Source organism: Nocardioides sp. P86, from assembly GCF_023712465.1.
Lineage (GTDB): Bacteria > Actinomycetota > Actinomycetes > Propionibacteriales > Nocardioidaceae > Nocardioides > Nocardioides kribbensis.
This window is the reverse complement of the sequence record NZ_JAMAYE010000001.1, coordinates 478,675-499,595: the sequence shown is the minus strand read 5'-3', so window position 1 is coordinate 499,595 and position 20,921 is coordinate 478,675. Positions and strand designations below refer to the sequence as shown.

The 20,921-nt window shown below is 75.6% G+C and carries 21 protein-coding genes; 10 read left to right on the top strand and 11 right to left on the bottom strand.

Annotated features, from left to right (window positions below; translation table 11 throughout):
* Positions 1–59: 59 nt before the first annotated feature.
* Together M3673_RS02305 and M3673_RS02300 are read left to right on the top strand one after the other, a co-directional pair.
* On the top strand, positions 60–719 hold the full coding sequence (locus tag M3673_RS02305) for a response regulator transcription factor (RefSeq protein WP_251531228.1): 660 nt from the start codon (positions 60–62) through the stop codon (positions 717–719).
* 102 nt (positions 720–821) lie between these two features.
* Complete coding sequence (locus M3673_RS02300) at positions 822–1,721, top strand: hypothetical protein (RefSeq protein ID WP_251531226.1); 900 nt, start codon at positions 822–824, stop codon at positions 1,719–1,721.
* On the opposite strand, the gene M3673_RS02295 is transcribed toward M3673_RS02300, so the two are convergent.
* On the bottom strand, positions 1,699–2,526 hold the full coding sequence (locus M3673_RS02295) for an FGGY family carbohydrate kinase (protein ID WP_251531225.1): 828 nt from the start codon (positions 2,524–2,526) through the stop codon (positions 1,699–1,701). The two genes, M3673_RS02300 and M3673_RS02295, sit on opposite strands and share 23 nt — an antisense overlap.
* 48 nt (positions 2,527–2,574) lie before the next feature.
* A complete protein-coding gene (locus M3673_RS02290; RefSeq protein ID WP_251531223.1) occupies positions 2,575–3,396 on the bottom strand; it encodes a DUF1028 domain-containing protein in 822 nt (273 codons plus the stop codon).
* Between the two features lie 223 nt (positions 3,397–3,619).
* Here M3673_RS02290 and M3673_RS02285 point away from each other — a divergent pair, with 223 nt between their 5' ends.
* The 4 genes from M3673_RS02285 to M3673_RS02270 all read left to right on the top strand — a co-directional run bounded on the left by M3673_RS02285 (position 3,620) and on the right by M3673_RS02270 (position 8,736).
* Positions 3,620–4,648: a 6-phosphofructokinase gene (locus M3673_RS02285; protein ID WP_056904535.1), complete on the top strand. Its 1,029-nt coding sequence runs from the start codon at positions 3,620–3,622 to the stop codon at positions 4,646–4,648.
* 106 nt (positions 4,649–4,754) lie between these two features.
* Complete coding sequence (locus M3673_RS02280) at positions 4,755–6,209, top strand: APC family permease (RefSeq protein ID WP_193664812.1); 1,455 nt, start codon at positions 4,755–4,757, stop codon at positions 6,207–6,209.
* Between the two features lie 103 nt (positions 6,210–6,312).
* Complete coding sequence (locus tag M3673_RS02275; RefSeq protein ID WP_251531221.1) at positions 6,313–7,650, top strand: class II 3-deoxy-7-phosphoheptulonate synthase; 1,338 nt, start codon at positions 6,313–6,315, stop codon at positions 7,648–7,650.
* 93 nt (positions 7,651–7,743) lie between these two features.
* Positions 7,744–8,736 carry a threonine aldolase family protein gene (locus M3673_RS02270; RefSeq protein ID WP_251531219.1) on the top strand — a complete coding sequence of 331 codons (993 nt, stop codon included), beginning with the start codon at positions 7,744–7,746 and terminating at the stop codon, positions 8,734–8,736.
* 79 nt (positions 8,737–8,815) lie between these two features.
* Here M3673_RS02270 and M3673_RS02265 read toward each other — a convergent pair whose 3' ends face one another.
* Entirely contained in the window at positions 8,816–9,655 is an 840-nt protein-coding gene (locus M3673_RS02265) for a hypothetical protein (RefSeq protein WP_251531217.1), read from the bottom strand.
* Complete coding sequence (aroF, locus tag M3673_RS02260; RefSeq protein ID WP_251531215.1) at positions 9,652–10,689, bottom strand: 3-deoxy-7-phosphoheptulonate synthase; 1,038 nt, start codon at positions 10,687–10,689, stop codon at positions 9,652–9,654. Before aroF ends, M3673_RS02265 begins: the two co-directional genes overlap by 4 nt.
* Here aroF and M3673_RS02255 point away from each other — a divergent pair.
* Positions 10,688–10,831, top strand: coding sequence for a hypothetical protein (locus M3673_RS02255; RefSeq protein ID WP_251531212.1), 144 nt, complete (start codon positions 10,688–10,690; stop codon positions 10,829–10,831). The genes aroF and M3673_RS02255 overlap by 2 nt on opposite strands.
* 52 nt (positions 10,832–10,883) lie before the next feature.
* On the opposite strand, the gene M3673_RS02250 is transcribed toward M3673_RS02255, so the two are convergent.
* The 3 genes from M3673_RS02250 to M3673_RS02240 are packed head-to-tail and all read right to left on the bottom strand — an operon-like array spanning position 10,884 to position 14,930.
* Complete coding sequence (locus M3673_RS02250; RefSeq protein WP_251531210.1) at positions 10,884–11,816, bottom strand: DMT family transporter; 933 nt, start codon at positions 11,814–11,816, stop codon at positions 10,884–10,886.
* Positions 11,813–12,736, bottom strand: a complete 924-nt coding sequence (locus M3673_RS02245; RefSeq protein WP_251531208.1) for a deoxyribonuclease IV — start codon at positions 12,734–12,736, stop codon at positions 11,813–11,815. Before M3673_RS02245 ends, M3673_RS02250 begins: the two co-directional genes overlap by 4 nt.
* Positions 12,737–12,773: 37 nt before the next feature.
* Positions 12,774–14,930, bottom strand: a complete 2,157-nt coding sequence (locus M3673_RS02240) for a PASTA domain-containing protein (protein WP_251531206.1) — start codon at positions 14,928–14,930, stop codon at positions 12,774–12,776.
* Positions 14,931–15,195: 265 nt separating this feature from the next.
* Here M3673_RS02240 and M3673_RS02235 point away from each other — a divergent pair, with 265 nt between their 5' ends.
* Both M3673_RS02235 and M3673_RS02230 read left to right on the top strand, forming a co-directional pair.
* Complete coding sequence (locus M3673_RS02235; RefSeq protein ID WP_162242256.1) at positions 15,196–15,591, top strand: Rv2175c family DNA-binding protein; 396 nt, start codon at positions 15,196–15,198, stop codon at positions 15,589–15,591.
* An 18-nt stretch (positions 15,592–15,609) separates the two neighbouring features.
* Positions 15,610–16,089 (top strand): ribonuclease domain-containing protein, encoded by a 480-nt coding sequence (locus tag M3673_RS02230; RefSeq protein WP_251531204.1) that lies wholly within the window; start codon positions 15,610–15,612, stop codon positions 16,087–16,089.
* A gap of 140 nt (positions 16,090–16,229) precedes the next feature.
* Here M3673_RS02230 and M3673_RS02225 read toward each other — a convergent pair whose 3' ends face one another.
* Positions 16,230–17,399 carry a polyprenyl synthetase family protein gene (locus tag M3673_RS02225; RefSeq protein ID WP_251531202.1) on the bottom strand — a complete coding sequence of 390 codons (1,170 nt, stop codon included), beginning with the start codon at positions 17,397–17,399 and terminating at the stop codon, positions 16,230–16,232.
* 194 nt (positions 17,400–17,593) lie between these two features.
* Between M3673_RS02225 and metF the strand changes: the two genes are divergently transcribed.
* The gene (metF, locus tag M3673_RS02220; RefSeq protein ID WP_056862490.1) at positions 17,594–18,484 is read left to right on the top strand and encodes a methylenetetrahydrofolate reductase [NAD(P)H]; all 891 of its coding nucleotides are present in this window, start codon (positions 17,594–17,596) and stop codon (positions 18,482–18,484) included.
* Here the strand turns inward: metF and M3673_RS02215 are convergent.
* The 3 genes from M3673_RS02215 to M3673_RS02205 are packed head-to-tail and all read right to left on the bottom strand — an operon-like array spanning position 18,474 to position 20,884.
* Complete coding sequence (locus M3673_RS02215) at positions 18,474–19,799, bottom strand: NAD(P)/FAD-dependent oxidoreductase (RefSeq protein WP_251531200.1); 1,326 nt, start codon at positions 19,797–19,799, stop codon at positions 18,474–18,476. The genes metF and M3673_RS02215 overlap by 11 nt on opposite strands.
* Before the next feature lie 9 nt (positions 19,800–19,808).
* Entirely contained in the window at positions 19,809–20,405 is a 597-nt protein-coding gene (locus M3673_RS02210; protein ID WP_251531198.1) for an MOSC domain-containing protein, read from the bottom strand.
* Positions 20,402–20,884 (bottom strand): YbaK/EbsC family protein, encoded by a 483-nt coding sequence (locus tag M3673_RS02205; RefSeq protein ID WP_251531196.1) that lies wholly within the window; start codon positions 20,882–20,884, stop codon positions 20,402–20,404. The genes M3673_RS02210 and M3673_RS02205 overlap by 4 nt, the downstream gene beginning before the upstream one ends.
* Positions 20,885–20,921: the final 37 nt, after the last annotated feature.

The window sequence follows — 20,921 nt, the reverse complement described above, 5'->3', positions numbered from 1 at the left end:
CCGGGGGACCCGCGGCCGACCGCGCGTCAGGGCCCGCCGACCTGGGTAGGGTCCGGGCCATGGCGGAGCGAGCGGTGCGGGTGATGGTGGTCGACGACCACCCGATGTGGCGCGACGCGGTCGAGCGCGACCTGCAGGCGGCGGGCTTCGACGTGGTCGCGGTGGCCGGCACCGGGGCGGAGGCGATCGCCCGCTTCCCGGCCGCGCGCCCGCAGGTCGTGGTGCTCGACCTGCGCATCCCGGAGCCCGACGGGGTGGAGGTCACCGCCCGGGTGCTGCGCCACGACCCGTCGGCGCGCGTGCTGATCCTCTCGGCCTCCGGCGAGCAGGCCGACGTGCTCGAGGCGGTGAAGGCGGGGGCCACCGGCTACCTCGTGAAGTCGGCGTCGCGCGAGGAGCTGCTCGAGGCCGTGCGTCGGGTGGCGCGCGGCGACTCGGTCTTCACCCCCGGCCTGGCCGGGCTGGTGCTGGGGGAGTTCCGGCGGATGGCCGAGGGGCCCACCGCGCCCGACCCCTCCCGCGACGCGCTGACCGACCGCGAGACCGAGGTGCTGCGCATGGTCGCCAAGGGGCTGTCCTACAAGCAGATCGCCGAGCGCCTCGTGCTCAGCCACCGCACGGTGCAGAACCACGTGCAGAACACCCTGCGCAAGCTGCAGATGCACAACCGGGTCGAGCTGACCCGCTACGCCATCGAGCAGGGCCTCGACGACGACTGAGCGACCCGTCCGCCGCGGGTCCGCGCCCCGGGCCGCACGTCGGCGACGTCGCGGCCCCGGTGCCCGTGGGAGCCCCCGCGGGCCCCGCCCTATGCTCGCCGGATGGCAGACCCGGTGCTCGAGCTCGCCGACGAGCTCTACGCGCTGCCGCCCGGTGACTTCACCGCCGCGCGGGACGCCCGGGCCAGGGCCCACCAGGGCACCGACCTGGCCGTCGCGCTCAAGGCGCTGCGCAAGCCGTCGACGGCGGCCTGGGTGGTCAACCTCCTGGTGCGTCGCGAGGCCGCCCAGGTCGACCAGGTGCTCAGCGTGGGCTCGGCCCTGCGCGAGGCCCAGGCCGGCATGTCGGCCGACCAGCTGCGGGCCCTCACGCGTCAGCGCCGCCAGCTCACGGCGGCGGTGACCCAGCAGGCGCGGTCCCTGGCCGCCGAGGCGGGGGTGCGGGTGACGCAGGCCGTGGCCGACCAGGTGGAGGCCACGCTCACGGCCGCCGTGCTCGACGAGCGCTGCGGGGCCGCCGTGCGCAGCGGCCTGCTCGTGGGTCCGCTCGCCAGCACCGGCGTCGACGAGGTCGACGTGGCCGCGGCCCTCGCGCTGCCGGCGGCGCTCGGCCACGCGGCCGCGCCGCGCGAGGCCGCGCCGACGCCGCGACCCGAGCTGCGCGTCGTGCCCGACCCGGAGGCCGACGCGAAGGCCCTGGCCTCGGCCCAGGAGAGGTTTGAGTCGGCGGAGGAGGCGCTGGCGGCGGCTACCGGCGAGCACGAGCAGGCGCAGGCCCACGTGCAGGAGCTCGAGGCGCGCTCGATGCAGCTGCAGGCCGACCTCGACGAGCTGCGTCGCCGCGTGGCCGAGACCGAGGCGCGCGCCGAGCAGGTCGACGACGAGCTCGACGACGCCGAGGACGCCCGTGGCGAGGCGGCCGGCGCCCTCGAGGCCGCGCGTGCCGAGCGCGACGCGGCCGCGGCCGCCCGCGACCGGCTCAGGCCGGCGCGAGCGCGCTGACCGGCACGGCCAGCCCGGCGAACGTGCGGGGGTCGGTGCGACCCCAGGCTCCGACGCGCAGGTCGGGCCGGGCGTCGGGTCGCAGATCGGGCCGGGCGTCGGGCCGGGGAGTCGGCGCGTGCGCCGGCGACGTGGCCTCGACCAGCTCGGGCAGCGCGTCGAGCGGCACGCCGAAGAGGGCGCACAGCTCCTCCGACCAGCCCTCGGCACCCAGCAGCAGCGTCGGCCGGGCGTGGGCGGCGTCGGTGACGTGCTCGAGCCCGCGGGTCATCCGGGCGACGAGGTAGGACTCCACCCCGCCGACGGCGTAGCGGCCGTCCTCCACCAGCGCCCACGTGTGCGGCTCGTGCTCGGCCAGCCAGCGCAGCCGCGGGCCGGCGACCCGGTGGTCCAGCGGCTGGTCGGCGAGGAGCTCGACGTGCGCCGCGGCCCCCTCCGCGCGCAGCTGCTCGCACAGCCCCGTCGTACGACGGTCGCCTGCGGTGATCGCGGGTCGGGGCGCGCCGAGGGTCTCGCGGTCCCAGACCAGCAGCGTGTGGGGGTCGCCGCCGACGGCGACCTCGACCACCGCCCAGCCCTCGGGCAGCGCCGCGCCCACCTCGGCGACGGCGCTCAGCGTGCCCTGCCAGACCTCGTCGGGGGAGGTCTCGACCTGGTCGGGCGCCGGCCGGTGGTGGCGCAGGGTGAGCGCAGAGGTGGCGATCGTGGCGCCGTTGGGCGCGAGGCCGGCCACGTGGACGGCGGTGGAGGTCACCCGCACGGCCAGCCGCACGCCCGCGCCCTCCGCGCTGGTCGGGCCGCTCATGCCCGGGTCACGGCCGCGGCGCCCACGCGCCCGGCCCGCCGGCGGCGCTCACGCGCCGGTCGAGCGCACGATGTCGAGCACCCGCCGGTCGATCCAGGCCAGCTCGGGGTCGACCCGCATCTCGTAGTTCTCGGTGCCGACCCAGGCGTGGAAGTCGCGCTGGCCCTGGGCCGCGGCGAAGGCGGCGAGCTCGGCCTCGAGCTCGGGCGTGACCGGCACCTTCTCCTCCTCGGTCGAGGCGGTGAGGTAGAGGTCGTTGAGGTCGAGCAGCCGGGCCAGCTCGGCCAGCGGGTCGACGTGGTCGTCGACGCGCAGGTCCACGGCGATGTCGTCGAGCCCGCCGTAGCCGGCGCCGTCGCTCACCACGAGCAGCGCGGCCGACTGCCGGCCGCGCTTGTCGCCGCCCGCGTCGTCGCCGGCCGCGAGGGCGGCGAGCAGGCGCCGCGCCAGGGGAGCGTCGGCGGGGGAGCCCTCCCAGGCCGTGCGCATGGCCTCGACCACGTGCTCCCCGGCGAGCACGTTGCCCTGGATCGCGAAGCCCTCACCCGTCGCACCGCCGGCCCAGGCGAGGCAGGCGGGGCCGGTGTGGCTGGCCGCGCCGCCGTCGACGTCGACGATGCCGACCTGGCGGTGGTCGCGGCCCGGGTCCTCCTCGAGCAGCCGCTGCAGGGCGACCTCCGCGGTGGCGCCGTCGTCGAGGTGGGAGAGGGCCATGCCCTTGTAGGCGACGTTGGCGTCGGCCTGGGTCGCGAGGGCGCCGACCTGGGCCACGGCGGCCGGCACGGCCGCACCGACCGCGAGGAACTTGGAGGCCACCGCCACGCCCCAGGACTCACCGTCGGCGGAGCGGGCCACGATCGAGAAGGTCATGGCGCGACCCTAGGACACGCCCGCCCCGCCCCGGCCCACCCCGGCGGCCCGCGCTGCCGGCCACCGCCGACCGCGCTCCCGCCGACCCGCCGGCGGTGGACAGCACCTGGCCCGGAGGTGTGACCGCCACTACAGTCGGGCCCGCCCGCTTCGAACGATCCAAGTCGTCGGCCGGGCCGACCACCGACCACGGCCCGACCGGGTCACCAGGACAGGAGCGCAGATGCGCGTCGGAGTACTCACCGGAGGCGGGGACTGCCCCGGTCTCAACGCCGTCATCCGCGCGGTCGTGCGGCGCGGCACGCGCGACCACGGCTTCGAGTTCGTCGGCTACCGCGACGGGTGGAAGGGCCCGCTCGAGGGGCTGACCATGCCCCTGGGCGTCGAGCAGTGCCGCGGCATCCTGCCCCGCGGCGGCACCATCCTGGGCTCCAGCCGCACCAACCCGTTCTCGATCGAGGGCGGCGTGGAGCGGATCAAGGACAACCTCGCCGCCGACGGCGTCGACGCCCTCGTCGCGATCGGCGGCGAGGACACCCTCGGGGTCGCCACCAAGCTGGCCGACCTGGGCGTCAAGGTCGTGGGGGTGCCCAAGACGATCGACAACGACCTCTCGGGCACCGACTTCACCTTCGGGTTCGACACCGCGGTCAACATCGCCACCGAGGCCATCGACCGCCTCCACACCACCGCGGAGTCCCACCACCGCGTGCTCGTCGTGGAGGTCATGGGCCGCCACGCCGGCTGGATCGCGCTGCACGCCGGCATCGCCGGCGGTGCCAGCGCCGTGCTCATCCCCGAGCAGCCCTTCGACATCGCCGCGGTCTGCGCCCACGTCGAGACCCGCTTCGAGAGCGAGTACGCCCCCATCGTGGTCGTCTCCGAGGGAGCGGTGCCCGCCGACGGCTCGGGCATGACCCTGGCCTCGGGGGAGAAGGACGCCTTCGGCCACGTGCGCCTCGGCGGCATCGGCGACCGGCTGGCCTCCGAGATCGAGCACCGCACCGGCAAGGAGGCCCGCGCGGTGGTGCTCGGCCACGTGCAGCGCGGCGGCACGCCCACGGCGTTCGACCGCTGGCTGGCCACCCGCTTCGGCCTCCAGGCCGTCGACGCGGTCGCCGACGGCGACTTCGGCACGATGATGGCCCTGCGCGGCACCCGCATCGACCGGGTGCCGCTGGCCGAGGGCACCGCCGAGCTGAAGCTGGTCTCTGCGGAGGAGTACGCCGAGGCCGAGGTGTTCTTCGGCTGAGCCCCGGGCCCGCCGGGAAGGCCTCCTGCCGCGGGGCGAGTAGCCAACGACCCCCCGCCTGGGGTTGGGTAGGCCCACTCGCACGCATCCACCAGGAGGCACCCTGATGAGCACCCACGAGACCGCCGCGGTGGAGACACCCGGGTCCGAGCCCACCCTGAAGCGGGTGATGGGCCCCAAGCTGCTGCTGCTGTTCATCGTCGGCGACATCCTCGGCGCCGGCGTCTACGCCGTGACCGGCCAGATGGCCGGCATCGTCGGCGGCGTCGTCTGGCTGCCGTTCCTGGTCGCGTTCGTCGTCGCGACGCTGACGGCGCTGTCCTACCTCGAGCTGGTCACGAAGTACCCCCAGGCCGCCGGTGCCGCGCTCTACACGCACAAGGCCTTCGGCATCCACTTCGTCACCTTCCTCGTGGCCTTCGCGGTGATCTGCTCGGGCATCACCAGCGCCTCCACCTCCGCCAACGTCCTGGCCCAGAACCTGCTGGCCGGGCTCGACGGCATCGGGCTGGAGACCGGTCTGTCGACCACCGGCACCACGATCATCGCCATGCTCTTCATGGGCCTGCTGGCCGCGATCAACCTGCGCGGGGTCGGCGAGAGCGTGAAGTTCAACGTCGTGCTCACCCTGGTGGAGATGACCGCGCTGGCCATCGTCATCGGCGTCGGCTTCTACGCCATGGCCCAGGGCGAGGGCGACATCAGCCAGATCACGACCTTCGAGTCGCCCGAGGACAAGGGCCTCTTCCTCGCCGTCACCGCGGCCACCTCGGTGGCCTTCTTCGCGATGGTCGGCTTCGAGGACTCCGTCAACATGGTCGAGGAGACCAAGGAGCCCGAGCGGATCTTCCCGAAGATGATGCTCACCGGCCTCGGCATCGCGGTCATCTTCTACATGCTGGTGGCCATCGCGGTGGTCACGGTGCTCACCCCCGACGAGCTCGCGGTCATCAACGAGTCCGAGGGCCGCGCGCTGCTCGAGGTGGTCGGCAAGGGTGCCCCCGACTTCCCGATCGACAAGGTCTTCCCCTTCCTGGCCGTCTTCGCCGTCGCCAACACCGCGCTGATCAACATGCTCATGGCCAGCCGCCTGGTCTACGGCATGGCCCGTCAGGACGTCCTGCCCCGCAGCCTCGGCAAGGTCTCCCCGAACCGCCGCTCGCCCTACGTCGGCATCATCTTCACCACGCTCATCGCCGTGGCTCTGATCTGGTACGTCGCGACGCAGTCGGACTCGAGCATCGTCGGCGCGCTGTCCGGCACGACCTCGCTGCTGCTGCTCGGCGTCTTCACGATCGTCAACGTGGCCTGCCTGATCCTGCGCCGTGACGACAAGCAGGGCACGGGCTTCTTCCGCTCGCCGGGCGTCACCCCGGCCGTGGCCGCGGTGCTCTGCGCCTTCCTCATCGGCCCGTGGGTCGACCGCGACGTCCTGCAGTACCAGATCGCGCTCGTGCTGCTGCTCATCGGCGTGGCGCTGTGGCTGCTCACCTGGTTCGTCAACCGTGGCGTGCGCGCCAAGCGCACCGGCTTCCGCGACATCGAGCACCTCGAGGACTGAGGCCACGCCGTGTCGCGCGCACCGTCCGGCCCGACCCCGTCCGCATCGCGGGCGGGGTCGCGCTGTTTCGGGGCGCGAGCGGACCCGGCCGTACCCTTGGCCGGTGAGCACCATCCCCGACCTCGCCACCCTGCACGCCCTCGGCCCGGCCCAGCAGCCGACCTACCCCGACCAGGCGGCCGTCGACTCCGCCGTCGCGCAGCTGCGCACGATGCCGCCGCTGGTCTTCGCCGGCGAGTGCGACGAGCTGAAGGGCAAGCTGGCCGCGGTCGCGCGCGGCGAGGCCTTCCTGCTCCAGGGCGGCGACTGCGCCGAGACCCTCGCCGGGGTCACCGCCGACAACGTGCGCAACAAGCTGCGGGTGCTGCTTCAGATGGCGGTCGTGCTCACCTACGCCGCCTCGGTGCCGGTCGTGAAGGTCGGCCGCCTGGCCGGGCAGTACGCCAAGCCGCGCTCCTCCGACCTCGAGACCCGCGAGGGCGTGACCCTGCCGGCCTACCGCGGCGACGCGGTCAACGGCTTCGAGTTCACCCCCGAGGCCCGAGTGCCCGACCCGCAGCGCCTGGTCGACGTCTACAACGCCTCCGCCGCGACCCTCAACCTCGTGCGCGCCTTCACCACCGGCGGCTACGCCGACCTGCGCCAGGTCCACACCTGGAACACCGACTTCGTGCGAGAGTCGCCGGTCGGCCAGCGCTACGAGGAGATGGCCGGCGAGATCGAGCGCGCGCTCACGTTCATGCAGGCCATCGGGGCCGACCCCGACGAGTTCCACCGCGTCGACTTCCACTCCAGCCACGAGGCTCTGGTGCTGGAGTACGAGCACGCGATGACGCGCATCGACTCGCGCACCGACGCGCCGTACGACGTCTCGGGCCACTTCGTCTGGATCGGCGAGCGCACCCGCCAGCTCGACAACGCCCACGTGGAGCTGCTCAGCCGCATCCGCAACCCCATCGGCGTCAAGCTCGGCCCCACCACCACCCCCGACGACGCGATCGCCCTGGCCGCCAAGCTCAACCCCCACAACGAGGCCGGCCGGCTCACGTTCATCACCCGCTTCGGCGCGGGCAAGATCCGCGACGGCCTGCCGCCGCTGGTGGAGAAGGTCAAGGCCGCGGGCCTGGAGGTCGCCTGGGTCTGCGACCCGATGCACGGCAACACCTTCGAGGCCTCCTCGGGCTACAAGACCCGCCGCTTCGACGACGTCATCGACGAGGTCCAGGGCTTCTTCGACGTGCACCGCTCGCTCGGCACCTGGCCCGGCGGCGTCCACGTCGAGCTCACCGGCGACGACGTCACCGAGTGCGTCGGCGGCGGCGAGGAGCTCACCGACATGGACCTCTCCTCGCGCTACGAGTCGGTCTGCGACCCGCGCCTCAACCGCGTGCAGTCCCTCGAGCTGGCCTTCCTGGTCGCCGAGATGCTGCGCAAGGCCTGAGCGAGCCGCGAGGGCGGCCGGGCACGTCGCCGGGCCGCCGTCGTTGCTCGCCCCGCGACCGGGCGACGGGAGCCGGTGCGGGAGGATGACGGTGTGATCGACCTGCGCAGTGACACCGTGACCCGCCCGACCGACGCGATGCGCCAGGCCATGGCCCGGGCCGAGGTCGGCGACGACGTCTACGGCGAGGACCCCACCGTCCTGGCGCTCGAGGAGCGGGTGGCCGACCTGCTGGGCCACGAGGCCGCGCTCTTCTGCCCCACGGGGTCGATGGCCAACGTGCTGGCCGTGCGCGCGGTCGTGAAGCCGGGCGAGGAGGTGCTCTGCGAGGCCTCCGCCCACATCGTGCGCGCCGAGCTGGGGGCCCACGGCGCCTACTCCGGCATCACCTCCCGCACCTGGATCCACCCGCGCGGCCAGGTGGACTTGCCGACCGTGCGCTCGATCCTGGCCCCCGACATGGGTCCGTTCTTCGTGCGCACCGCGGCGATCTCGGTGGAGAACACCCACAACTTCGCCGGCGGCACCGTGCTGCCCCTGGCCGACCTGCGCGACCTGCGCGAGCTGGCCACCGGCGCCGGCGTGGCGGTGCACATGGACGGCGCGCGGCTGTGGAACGCCCACGTGGCCACCGGCACCCCGCTGAGCGAGTACGGCGCGATCGCCGACGTCATGGCGGTCTGCCTGTCCAAGGGGCTGGGCGCGCCCGTCGGCTCCCTGGTGGTCGGCTCGGCCGACGTCATCGCCGAGGCCCGCGTGTGGCGCAAGCGCATGGGCGGCGGCATGCGGCAGGTCGGCATCCTCGCCGCGGCCGGCCTGCACGCCCTCGAGCACCACGTGGAGCGGCTGGCCGAGGACCACGAGCACGCCCGGCTGCTGGCCGAGGCGTGCGGCGTCGACCCCGCCGGCGTCGACACCAACATCGTCGCCGTGCCGCGCGGCGACGCCGCCGAGGTCGTCGCGCGCGCCCGGGAGGCCGGTGTGCTCGTCTCGGCGGTCGGCCCCGCCGTCGTGCGGCTGGTCACCCACCTCGGCGTCGGTCGCGCCGACGTCGAGCGGGCCGCCGGGGTGCTCGCGGCCCTCTGACACCACGGCTCCGAGACCACGGCTCGGAGACCACGCCACGCCGCGACCCCCGCGCGCGGGGAGGTGGCGGGCCCGCGGGTCAGCCGGCGGCCAGGGGCGCGCCGAGGAGGGAGACCTCGCTCAGCGCGGTGTAGTCCTTGGCGTCGGGGCCGTCGCCGGGCGCCGAGACCGCCACGATGCGCAGCCGCACGCTGCTCGTGACGGCGCCGCCGGCGTCGAGGGTCTGCAGCTCGCGGCTCTCGCCCAGGTCCTGGCGCAGGGTCGTGCCGTCGTCGAGCACCCACTCCACGGCGAGGACGCGGCGGTTGAGGGAGTACCAGTCGTAGGTCGTGCCGCCCGGGTCGGTCGCGGTCTTGGCGTAGCCGTTGACCAGGCCGACCCGGGACAGCGCCACGGGCTCGGCGAGGTCGAGGACGATCTCGGAGCCGCCGGCGTCGCCGATCGTGCGCCAGCAGGTGGTGGGGTCGCCGTCGACGAGCCGGGTGTCGTCGTAGGAGGTCGTGCTGCCGTCGGCGACGTCGACGCTGCTGGGGGCGGTGTCGGGCACGGTGATCGACGCGGCGGCGGCGACCTCGACCGGGTCGCCGGTCGGGGTGGGGGCGGTCTCCTCGCCGGGGGACCCGGAGGGCGGCGGCGCGGAGGTCGGGGCCCGGTCGGAGGCGCGACCTGCGCCGCCGCGCGTCACGTCGACCGCCGCGGGCTCCTCGGGGCCCTCGCGCAGCACCAGCAGCGCGCCGCCACCGGCCAGCAGCACCACGAAGAGCACACCCACGACCCAGGGCAGCACCTGGGCGGTGCGGCCGGTGCCGGGCGGCCTCGCGGATCCGAGACCGCCGGGTGAGGCGGCGACCGGGGCACCGCACTCGGCGCAGAAGCGCCCCGTGGGGGTCGCGGCTCCGCAGCGGTGGCAGCTGCTCACGGGTCCCTCCGGGTCGGGGTCGCGGGCACGCGGCCGACCAGGGGCGGGAAGCGGCGTACGGCCTGGGCCAGCTCGCGCAGCTCGGTGTCGACCAGGGCCTGCGGGCCGTCGCACAGTGCGGTCTCGGGGTCGGGGTGGACATCGACGACGAGCCCGTCGGCGCCGACCGCGACCGCCGCGCGCGACAGCGGCACCACCAGCTCCTTGCGGCCCACGGCGTGGGAGGGGTCGACGACCACGGGGAGGTGGCTGCACGCCTGCACGACCGGCACGGCGGAGAGGTCGAGGGTGCGGCGGGTGGCGCTCTCGAAGGTGCGGATGCCGCCCTCGCACAGCACGATGTCGAGGTTGCCGCGCTGGGCGACGTGCTCGGCGGCCATCAGCCACTCCTCGACCGTGGCGGTGGCGCCGCGCTCCAGGAGCACCGGGAGCCCGGCGTCGCCCACGGCCTGCAGCAGGCCGACGTCGCTCATGTGGCGGGTGCCGACCTGGAGCATGTCGGCGTGCTCGGCGACCGCGTCGACGTCTCGGACGTCGACCACCTCGGTGACCACCGGCAGGCCGGTGGCCTCGCCGACGTCGGCGAGGATCCGCAGGGCGGGCACGCCGAGGCCCGCGAAGGCGTAGGGCGAGGTGCGCGGCTTGAAGGCCCCGCCGCGCAGCAGCGTGGCGCCCGCCGAGCGGGCCATCCGCGCCGCCTCCAGGGTCTGGGCGGCGGTCTCGACCGCGCACGGCCCGGCGACCAGGGTGAAGGTGCCCGGCCCCACCGGCACCTGCCGGCCGGGACGACCGACCCAGACCGTGGAGCGCTCGGGGTGGTGCTGGCGGTTGACCAGCTTGAAGGGGTCGGAGATGCGGTGCACGTCGGCGACGCCGCGCAGCGTGCGCAGGTTGAGGTGGTGGAAGGACGTGATGTCGCCGACCAGGCCGATGACGGTGCGCTCGAGGCCCTTGCTCACGTTGGCGCGACCGCCCACGCCCTCGACGCGGGCCACGACGGCGGCGACGTCCTCGTCGGTCGCCTCGGGTGACATGACGACGACCATGACGTGCTCCCTCCTCGCCGGGCGCGGGACGGTGCCGGTGGTGTGTCGCGGCACCGTGCTGACCCGTCTCGCGCTGACCCGCCTCGTGCCGGCCCGCCTCGTGCTGACCCGGGCCCGGGCCCGACCCTAGGGCGGTGACGGCGCGCGTCGGGGGCGTTCCCGGCCCCCGAGACACCGGCGGGTCACACCACGAGGTGCTGGACCTCGCCCTCGACCGTGCGCCGTGGCACCAGCTCCACGACGAGCATCGCGGCCAGCACCATCGCGCCGCCGCCGAGCATGCGCAGCGTCAGGCCCTCGCCGCCGAGGAGCACTGCGAAGAAGGCGGCGAAGACCGGCTCCATGCTCATGATGATCGCGCTGCGCGTGGGCGCGAGGTGGGCCTGGGCCCAGGTCTGGCCGAGCAGGGCGAGGGCCCCGGCGAAGAGCGCCATGTAGACCACCGAGACCCAGTCGCCCGTGGTCGCGGGCAGCACGACGCCGTCGGGCGCGGTGGCGACCAGGCAGACCGCCGCGATGACGAGCAGCTGCACGATCGACATGCCGAGCGCCTGGCGGGCGTCGGACCAGGCGCCCAGGCCCACGATGTGCAGGGCGTAGAGCACCGCGCTGACCAGGGTGATCGACTCGCCGTAGCCGATGGACAGCCCGTCGAGGGTCAGCACGCCGAGGCCGGCGGTGGCGAGGGCGACCGCGGCCCAGGTGACCGGGGAGGTGCGGGTGCGCAGCAGCAGGGCGGCCAGCACGGGGGTGAGCACGACGTACATGCCGGTGATGAAGCCCGAGACGCTCGCCGGGGTGTGGGCCAGGCCGGCGGTCTGGAGGATCTGGGCCGCGCCGTAGACCAGGCCGAGCACGGCGGCGTGGCGACGCGACTCCGCGCTGAGGCGTGCCACGGCGCGCGGTGCGACCAGCAGCATCACCAGCCCGGCGATCGTGAACCGCACGGCGAGGAAGTCCAGGGTCGGCACCCGCTCGAGCAGGTCCTTGATGAGGAAGAACGTGCTGCCCCAGCAGGCCGTCATGGCCAGCAGCGCGGCCGTCGCGAGCAGGGTCGTACGCCGGTCGGCGCCGCTCGCGTCGTGGCCGGGCGTCGACGGGGCCGGGGCGCTCACCGGGCCTGCTCGGACCCGACGCGGGCCCGCAGCCGCTTGAGCAGCGCCAGGTCGGGGTCGCCCTCTTCGCGCGAGCCCGGGGTCTCGAGCACGAAGGGGACCCCGGCGGTGGCGGGGTGGGCCAGCAGCTCGGCGAAGGCGGCCTCGCCGATGTGGCCCTGGCCGATCTTCTGGTGGCGGTCCTTCAAGGCGCCCCGCACGTCCATGGAGTCGTTGGCGTGCACCAGCCGCAGCCGGCCGGGCCCGCCGATCTCGACGACCCGGTCGAGGGTGGCCGCGGCGCCGCCGGGCTCGTCGAGCGGGGCGCCGGCGGCGAAGACGTGGCAGGTGTCGAGGCAGAGGCCGGCCTTGGGGTGGTGGTCGAGGGCGTCGAGGTAGCCGGTGAGGTCCTCCACGCCGGCGCACAGCGAGCGGCCCTGGCCGGCGGTGGGCTCGAGCAGCAGCCACGGCGCGGCGTCGTCCTCGAGGGTCTCCAGCAACGGCAGCAGACCCTCGCGGACCTGCCGCAGGGCGGCGGCGTGCCGCGCGGCCCGGGCGGCCTCGGCCTCGGGGCCGTCGACCCCGGCGGGCGCGCCGGTCTCGACGTAGGAGCCGGTGTGCACGACGACGCCCTCGGCGCCGATCTCGACCGCGCGGCGCAGGTTGTGGGCGACCACGGCGACGCTGTTGTCGTAGGTGCTGGCCGTCGGGGAGCCGAGGTTGACCAGGTAGGGGGTGTGGATGAAGGTGCGGATGCCGCGCTCGGCGGTGGCGGTGCGGAAGGCGGCGTCGTCGGCGGGCCTGCCCGGCGAGAGCCGCCAGCCGCGGGGGTTGCCCACGAACACCTGGAGGGCCTCGCAGCCGAGCCGCTCGGCGTCGGCCAGCGCACCGGCCGCGAGGCCCTTGCCGACGAGGACGTGGGTGCCGACGGGGTTGCGCATGGCGGGAGGCTAGGTCGACGCCCGTCCGCCCGTGAAATCAGACGAGGAAGAGGGTCACCGTGCTGCCCTTGGGCACCATGTCGCCGGGGTCGGGATCGGTGGACAGCACGTAGCCCAGCCCGATGTAGGTGGAGGAGTTCTCGACCCTCACCTCGAAGCCGAGGTCCTCGAGCCGCTCGCGGGCCGCGTCGACGCCGCTGGCGGTCAGACGCGGCATCTCGACCAGCTCGGGGCCCTTCGAGACCACGAAGGTGACGGTCTCGCCGGCGAAGAGCGTGCCGCCGTCGGGGCTCTGGCTGACCACGTCGCCCGCGGCGATCTCGTCGTCGAAGACCTCCTGGTCGCGCACGACGACCAGGCCGCGCTCGGTGAGGGTCTGCTCGGCCTGGTCGGCCGACCGCCCGACCCAGTCGCCCACCTGGAGGGGGCGTCGGCCCTTGCTGACCACGAGGTCGACGGTGGCGCCGGGGCGGCGCACGGCGCCGGTGCCGGGGGTGCTGCGGATCACGACGCCCTCGGGCACGCGCTCGGAGAAGCGCTCCCGCACGCGTCCGGGCACGAGCGTGAGGTCGCGCAGCGCGTCCTCGGCCTCGGCGCGGGTGCGACCGGCCAGGCGCGGCACCTCGTACTCCTCGACGCCGAGGGAGGTGACGAGGGTGACCTCGCGGCCGGTGACCAGCCGCGAGCCGGGATCGGGGTCGGTGGAGACCACGCGGCCCTCGGCCACGTCGTCGCTGTAGACCGGGTCGCCCACGACGACCTCGAAGCCGGCCGCCTCGAGCTCGGTGACCGCGCTGGCGCCGGTCTGGTCGAGCACGGCCGGCACGGTGGAGTAGCGGGCCCAGCCGAACCAGTAGGCGCCGCCGCCGACGCCCACGGCGAGCACGAGCGCCACCACCAGGAGCAGCAGGCCACGGCGCGAGCGGCGCGGGCGGGCGCCCGGGGGCGCGCTGCGTCCGCCGGGGTGCGCGGGGGCGGCGCCGGAGCCACCCGTGCTGCCCGCCGGTGCGTCGCGGTCGAGCACCGGCACGGCCACCGTGTCGGGGGAGGTGGTGGGAGCGGCGCCCGCGTCGTGGGCGGCCAGGGCCAGGGCGGTAGGGCCGGTGAGACGCACCGGACCGGCCGGTCGCGGGGCCTCCGCGTCGTCGCTCTCGCCCTGCCGGGGCAGCCAGGAGGTGGGCTCGGGCACGGGGCGCGAGCGGTCGGGCCCGAGCAGGGCCTCGATCTCCTCGGGGTCCCACACCTCGGGAGCCGTGTCGCCGGGTGCGGCCACGGCGGCCGACGCGACGCCGGGGGCGGGCCGCACGGGGGAGAGGTCCTCGGTCAGGTCGGCGTCGTCGGCGACACCGGCGGCCAGCGCGTGCTGCACGCGGTGCAGCTGGTGCAGCAGGACGCCCGCGTCGGCCGGTCGCTGGCTGCGGTCGCGCGCCGTGGCGCGGGCGACGAGCGCGTCGACGTACGGCGGGATGCCCGGCACCTGGCGCGAGGGGGCGGGCACGTCGGCGTGGACGTGCTTGTAGGCCACCTGGATCGGGGTCTCGCCCTCGTGGGGCTTGCGACCGGTGAGCAGCTCGTGGAGCACGACGCCCACGGCGTAGACGTCGGCGCGGGTGTCGGAGCGGCCGTCGACGACCAGCTCGGGGGCGAGGTAGGACACCGTGCCGATGAGCACCCCGCCGGTGGCGGTGTGCTGGGTGTCGGCGCTGACCGCGCGGGCCAGGCCGAAGTCGGCGACCTTGACGACCTCGGCGCCGGTGTGGGGGTCCTCGGCGATGAGGACGTTCTCCGGCTTGACGTCGCGGTGGATGATCCCGGCGCGGTGGGCCGCGGCGAGGGCCGAGACCACCGGCTCCAGCAGCGCCAGCGCGCGCCCCGGCGGCATCGGGCTCTCCTTGGCGACGGTGTCGCGCAGGGTGTGGCCGGCCACCAGCTCCATGGCCAGGAAGACCACGCCGTCGTCGTCGCCCTGGTCGTGCACGGCCACCACGTGGGGGTGCGAGAGCCGGGCCGCGGCCCGCGCCTCGCGCACGAAGCGGGCGGCGAACTCCTCGTCGTCGCCCAGCCCGGCGTGCATGATCTTGATGGCCACCGTGCGGTCCAGGCGTAGGTCGAGCGCCTCGTAGACGCTGGCCATGCCGCCCCGCGCGATCCGGGCGCCGATGCGGTAGCGACCGTCGAGGACTCGGCCGCCCATGGGGTCGCCCGTCGACGCTGAGGACGCCGTCGAGCCCGTGGGCACGGGCGCGGCGTCGTGCTGCGGCTGCCGTCGTGTCGGCACAGGCGACCCTCCTGCGGTCCGGACGGGGAAGGATCCGGGCTCCTCATCGTACGGTCTGCCCCGCCGGGGGCCCGGGTGCGCGCCCGGTGCGGCGTGGCGCGGGCCCCGGCGCCGGCCCGGACGCGGCGCGGCGGCGTACGGCGTTTCGCCTCCCCAGGACCCAGGTGGAACCATGGTGGCCATGAGCGAGAGTGCGGGCCCGACCCCGGGCGAGCTGAGGCTGGCCGACCACGACCTGTCGGTGCTGGTGCCGACGTGGTGGGACTGGGCGACCGCCGCCCGCGAGCTGGGCGTCACGGTGGCCAAGGTGCGCACCATGATCCGCGACCACGAGCTGGCCGCCGCGGTGCCCTACCCCGGCGCGGGCCAGCAGGTGCCGGCCGACCTCGTGCAGGACGGCTTCCCCGTCAAGGGCGTGCCCGGCCTGCTCACCGTGCTCCACGACGGGGGCTACGACGACCGCGAGATCATCGCCTGGCTCTTCCTCGACGCCGACCTGCCCGGCCGCCCGATCGACGCGCTGCGCGAGAACCGCGGCTCCGAGGTCAAGCGGCGCGCGCAGGCGATGGCCTTCTAGGGCCGGTCGACCGCCGCCGTGGTCTACCGCATCCCGAAGGTCGAGGAGCACCGCCGGCCCCACCCCACGGGCCTGGCGGCGATGGTGGCCGTCGTGGCGCTCGCCGTCGGCATCTGGCTGCTGGCCGGCCGCGACCCCGGCACCTCCACCGGCGCGGGTCCCGAGACCACCGACCCCGCCAGCGGCCTGCCCTACGTCGACCTCGACCGGCTCCCCGACGAGGCCATCGACACCCTGCGCCTCATCGACGCCGGTGGGCCCTACCCCACGCCCGGCGACGGTCGCACCTACCGCAACCTCGAGGGCCTGCTGCCGCTCGAGGTGGAGGGCTACTACTCCGAGTACGCCGTGCCGCTGCCCGCCGACTCCCCAGACGGGACGGCCGCCGCCGACGGGACGGCCGACGGGGCCAGCCCGCGCCGCATCGTCGTCGGCGAGGGCGGCGAGGAGTACTGGACCCCCGACGCCTTCGAGTCGCTGGCGCGCATCCGCACCTGAGCCCTCGCCGGGACCCGGCGGCGGCCGCGGCGGCGTCCTACTGACCGTTGGACCCACTACCCGACCGTCACGACGGTCAGGCAGTGGGCGCAACGGTCAGTAGGACGCGACGCCGGGCCGCGCAGCAGGTGCGGTCGGCCTCAGGTGCGCCGCTGGGTCGCGGCCACTGCGAGGTCGCGCAGCACCTCCTGGGCGCGCGGGTCGAGCCCGGAGGCCGCCAACGCGCCGGTCGCACGCTCGGTCAGGTGGCCGATGACCTCCTCGACCTGGTCGTGCGCGCCCGAGGCGGTGATGACCTCGCGCAGCCGCTCGACGGCCGCCGCGTCGAGCGGGCGGCCCAGCGAGCGGTCGAGCAGCGCGGCCTCCTCGGGCGCGGCGGCGTCGAGGGCCAGGGCCACGAGCACCGTGCGCTTGCCCTCCACGAGGTCGTCGCCGGCGGGCTTGCCGGTGGTGGCGGGGTCGCCGAAGACCCCGAGCAGGTCGTCGCGCAGCTGGAAGGCCTCGCCCAGCGGCAGCCCGTACGCCGTGAGCGCCGCCAGCTCCGCGGGGCCGGCGCCGGCCAGCGCGGCCCCGACGTGCAGCGGCCGCTCGATGGAGTACTTGGCCGACTTGTAGCGCAGCACGGTCATGGCCGCGTCGACGTCGGCGCGCCCGCGGGCCTGCACCGAGATGTCGAGGAACTGCCCCGCGATGACCTCGGAGCGGCACAGGTCGAAGACCTCGAGGGCCGGCACGACGCGCTCCAGCGGCAGGCCGCAGCGGCGCAGCAGCTCGTCGGCCCAGGTGAGCAGCAGGTCGCCGAGCAGGATCGCCGCGGCGGCGCCGTACTGCTCGGGGTCGCCGGTCCAGCCGTCGCGGCGGTGCTCGGCCTCGAAGCCGCGGTGCGTGGCCGGGCGACCGCGGCGCGTGTCGGAGGCGTCCATGAGGTCGTCGTGGACCAGGGCGCTGGCGTGCAGCAGCTCCAGCGCGGCGCAGGCGCGCAGCACGGCCTGCTCGGTCTCGGGCGAGGGGTCGGGGTCCAGGGCCCGGAAGCCCCACCAGCAGAAGGCCGCGCGCAGCCGCTTGCCGCCGGCGACGAGGGCGCGGGCCTCGTCGAGCAGTCGGGTGGCGTCGGGTCCGACGGGTGCGAGGCGGGTCACCTGCTCCTCGACGTGGGCGTCGAGCGCGGCCTGCACACGGGCGCGGAAGCCGCTGCCGTCCCACGGCGCGCTCTCCAGCGCCGCCTCGGCGCCGTCCGTGGACCCGTCGGGGGCCTGGTCGGGTCGCTGGTGGGGTCGGTCGTCGGTCGGGCTGGCCTCGCGCGCGCTCACGCCCTGACCCTAGGCGGTGGGTCCAGGTCGCGCGCGACGGCCCGGCGCGGGGGCCGCAGCGTGTCCGACGGGGCCCTCCGGCTCCCGTCCGGCTCCTGCCCGGCGCCCGCCCTGCGGCCGTCCTGGTCCCGTCAGGCCCCCGTGGGGGTGGACAGCGCCGGGTCCGCAGACGGGGCGAACCTAGACTGGGGGGCATGACCGACGGCCGTGGACGCTCCCTCGCAGACCTCATCCAGCGGGGCGAGCGGTCGTTCTCCTTCGAGTTCTTCCCGCCCAAGGACGCCGCCGGCGAGGAGCAGCTGTGGCAGGCGGTGGCCACCCTCGAGGCCTACCGGCCCACCTTCGTCTCGGTGACCTACGGCGCCGGCGGCGGCACCCGCGACTCCACGGTGCGCATCACCGGCCGCATCGCGCGCGAGACCTCCCTGCTGCCCATGGCCCACCTCACCTGCGTCGGGCACACCCGCGGCGAGCTCGAGTCGATCCTCGACGAGTACGCCGCGGCCGGCGTGCACCACGTCATGGCCCTGCGCGGCGACCCCAGCGACGGGCCGCGGGCGCCGTGGACCCCGACCGAGGGCGGCCTGACCTACGCCACGGAGCTGGTGGAGCTGGCCCGCGCGCGCGGCGACTTCCGTGTCGGCGTGGCGGCCTTTCCCGAGGGCCACCCCTCGGCGGAGTCGCTCGACCACGACGCCGACGTGCTCGTCGCGAAGGCCCGGGCGGGCGCGGAGTTCGCGGTCACGCAGATGTTCTTCCGTGCCGCCGACTACTTCGCACTGGTGCAACGGGTGCGCGACCGCGGCGTCGACCTGCCGATCCTGCCCGGCATCATGCCGATCCTGAACCTCAAGGCCATCCGTCGCCAGGGCGAGCTCATCGGCACCGAGGTGCCCGAGGAGGTCGTGGCCCGCATCGCCGCCCACGACGGTGACGCGGTCTCGATGCGCGCCGAGGGCATCGCCGCCGCGGCCGAGCTGTGCGAGGAGCTGCTCGAGGGCGGCGCGCCGGGGCTGCACTTCTACACGCTGAACCGCTCGCGGGCCACGCTGGAGATCTTCGAGAAGCTCGACGTCAGCGTCTGACCCTGACCCCGTCGGCGGGCCCGACCACCTGGGCCACCAGCGCCGCCGAGAGTCCCACGAAGGGCAGCCCCGCGCCCGGGGTGGCGTGGGCGCCGGCGGTGACGAGCCCGGCGACGGGGGTGTCGGGGCCCAGACGGCGGCGTACGGTCGAGCGGCCCTGCCAGAGCACGCCGAGCGGCGAGCCGCCCCACTCCTGCACCAGCTCGCGGGGTGTGAGGTCGATCCGCGTGACGACGTGGGGCCGGACGTCGACGCCTGCCCGCGCCAGTGCGACGAGCACGTCCTCGGCGAGCCGGCCGCGACCGTGGATCGTCCAGGCGGCGCCAGCGTCCGGGGCCGTGCCTCCTGGCCTGACCACGATCACGGGGTCGCCGTGGAGCACGACCTCGTGCGGGAGGTCGGGCAGGTCCGCCGCGGCCCGCAGGCCGACGTGGCACACGGTCGGGGGGATGGCCGGCATGGTGCGCTCCACCAGCCGGGCGAGGGCGGGCATGCGCCGTGGGTCGACGGCGAGCACGACGACGTCGGCGTCGACCTCGCCCTGGTCGGTGCGGACCGCGACGGCGCGGCCCCCGCGCACCACCACGTCGCGCACCTCGCAGCCCAGGTCGACCTCGACCCGACGGGTGGCCAGCCGCGCGGTCAGCGCCGTCGTGACCTGGTGCAGGCCGCCGGGCACGGTCCAGGCGCCGAAGCGCTGCTCGAGGTAGGACACCAGCCCGGCCCAGGCCGGCACGTTGCGCAGGTCGTGCCCGTCGGCCGTGAAGGGGTGGCCCGCGACCAGGCGCAGCCGCTCGTCGCGGAAGGTGCGGCGCAGGCGCTTGTGCAGGGTCTCGCGGGAGTCGAGCCGTGCGGCGACCTCGCGGGGCAGGGCCTCGCGCTGCCAGGGCACCTCGAGGTAGCCGCGGCGCAGCACCTCCCAGTCGTCGGTGAACGACGCCGTCCAGTCGGCCCACTGCCGACCCAGCCCGGGGGAGAGCGCGTCGAAGGCCGCGACCTGGGGCGCGCGGGTGGCGGGGAGCCGCAGCACGGTGCGGTCCTCGAAGCGGTGCTCGCGCACGAGGTCGAGCGGCTCCAGGTCGAGCTCGCGCTCCAGCGGACGGCCCGACTTGCGGAAGAGGTCCCGCAGCACCGCCGGCACGAGGGTGGAGGAGGGCCCGGCGTCCCAGGTGAAGCCGTCCTGCTCGCGGGCTGCGAGGGCGCCGCCGAGGGCGGTCGAGCGCTCGAGGAGCCGCACCTCGTGGCCCAGCTTGGCCAGCCGGACGGCGGCGGCCATTCCGCCGAAGCCCCCACCGACCACCACCACCCGCGACATGCCCGGAGCCTAGGGCGTCGAGGGGTCGGGCCGGCGCGCAGGACCCGCGCCGCGGGAGGGCGTCGGTGCCGTGAGGAGACCCTCCACCGGGTCGCCGACCGCGATGGGACCCGAGGACAGCGCCCGCAGCACCGACCCGCCCCGGCGACGCAGCGCCGCGGCACCGCCCGGGCCCATGCTGCGCTCCATCAGGGCGCACGGGGCCGCCACCCGCACCACCTCCAGCTCGACCCCGCCCACCCGGAGGCGCGCACCCGGGTCGGTCGGCACCACGCCGTGGCTCACGGTGACGGTGCGCCGCGTCGCCGAGGCCGGCACCGGGGCGCCCAGGGCCTCGGCGGCCTCGAGCAGGGCGTCGGCGGACTGGAGGGTGACGTGGCGGTGACGGGTGCCGTGCCAGCGGTCGCCGACCACGCCTGCGCCCGCCTCGACCTCGACGCGCCGGCGGGGCTCCATCGGCGCGTGCCGCTCCGGCGCGACCCAGAGCTCGGTCACACGGGGCACGGTGGTCGCGTCGGCGTCGGTGTCGGTGGCGTCGGAGGTCGTGGATCCCGGGGCGGTCGGGGCGGTGCTCGACGACCCCGGGGACGGGTCGGGAGAGGTCACGGCGCCGGCTCGACCTCGACCGGGGTGCCGCCGGTGAGGCGCAGCAGCTCGTCGTGGGTGGTGCTGAAGACCGCCGCGGGATGGCCGGCGGCCGCCCACACCACCGGATGGCGGCGCAGCCAGGAGTCGACGTACGTCGGCACCGGCGCGGGGTGCCCGACCGGGGAGACCCCGCCGATCACCTGGCCGGTGTGGGCCCGCACGAACTCCGGGGTGGCCCGGCGCAGGGCGGCGACGCCCACGATGGTGGCGACGTGGGCGGTGTCGACGCGGTGCGCCCCCGAGGTGAGCACGAGCACGGGGGAGCCGTCGGCGTCGAAGAGCAGGCTGTTGGCGATGGCGCCCACCTCGCAGCCCAGCGCCTCGGCGGCCAGGGCCGCGGTGTGGACGGCGTCGGGCAGCACGACGATCTCGCCCGTGCCGCCCCGCTCGCGGTGGGCCGCCCGGAAGCGGGCGATGCCGGGGTGCTCCTCGCTCATGGTGCGACCCTAGGCGGTGACGCCGACAGCCGTGGTG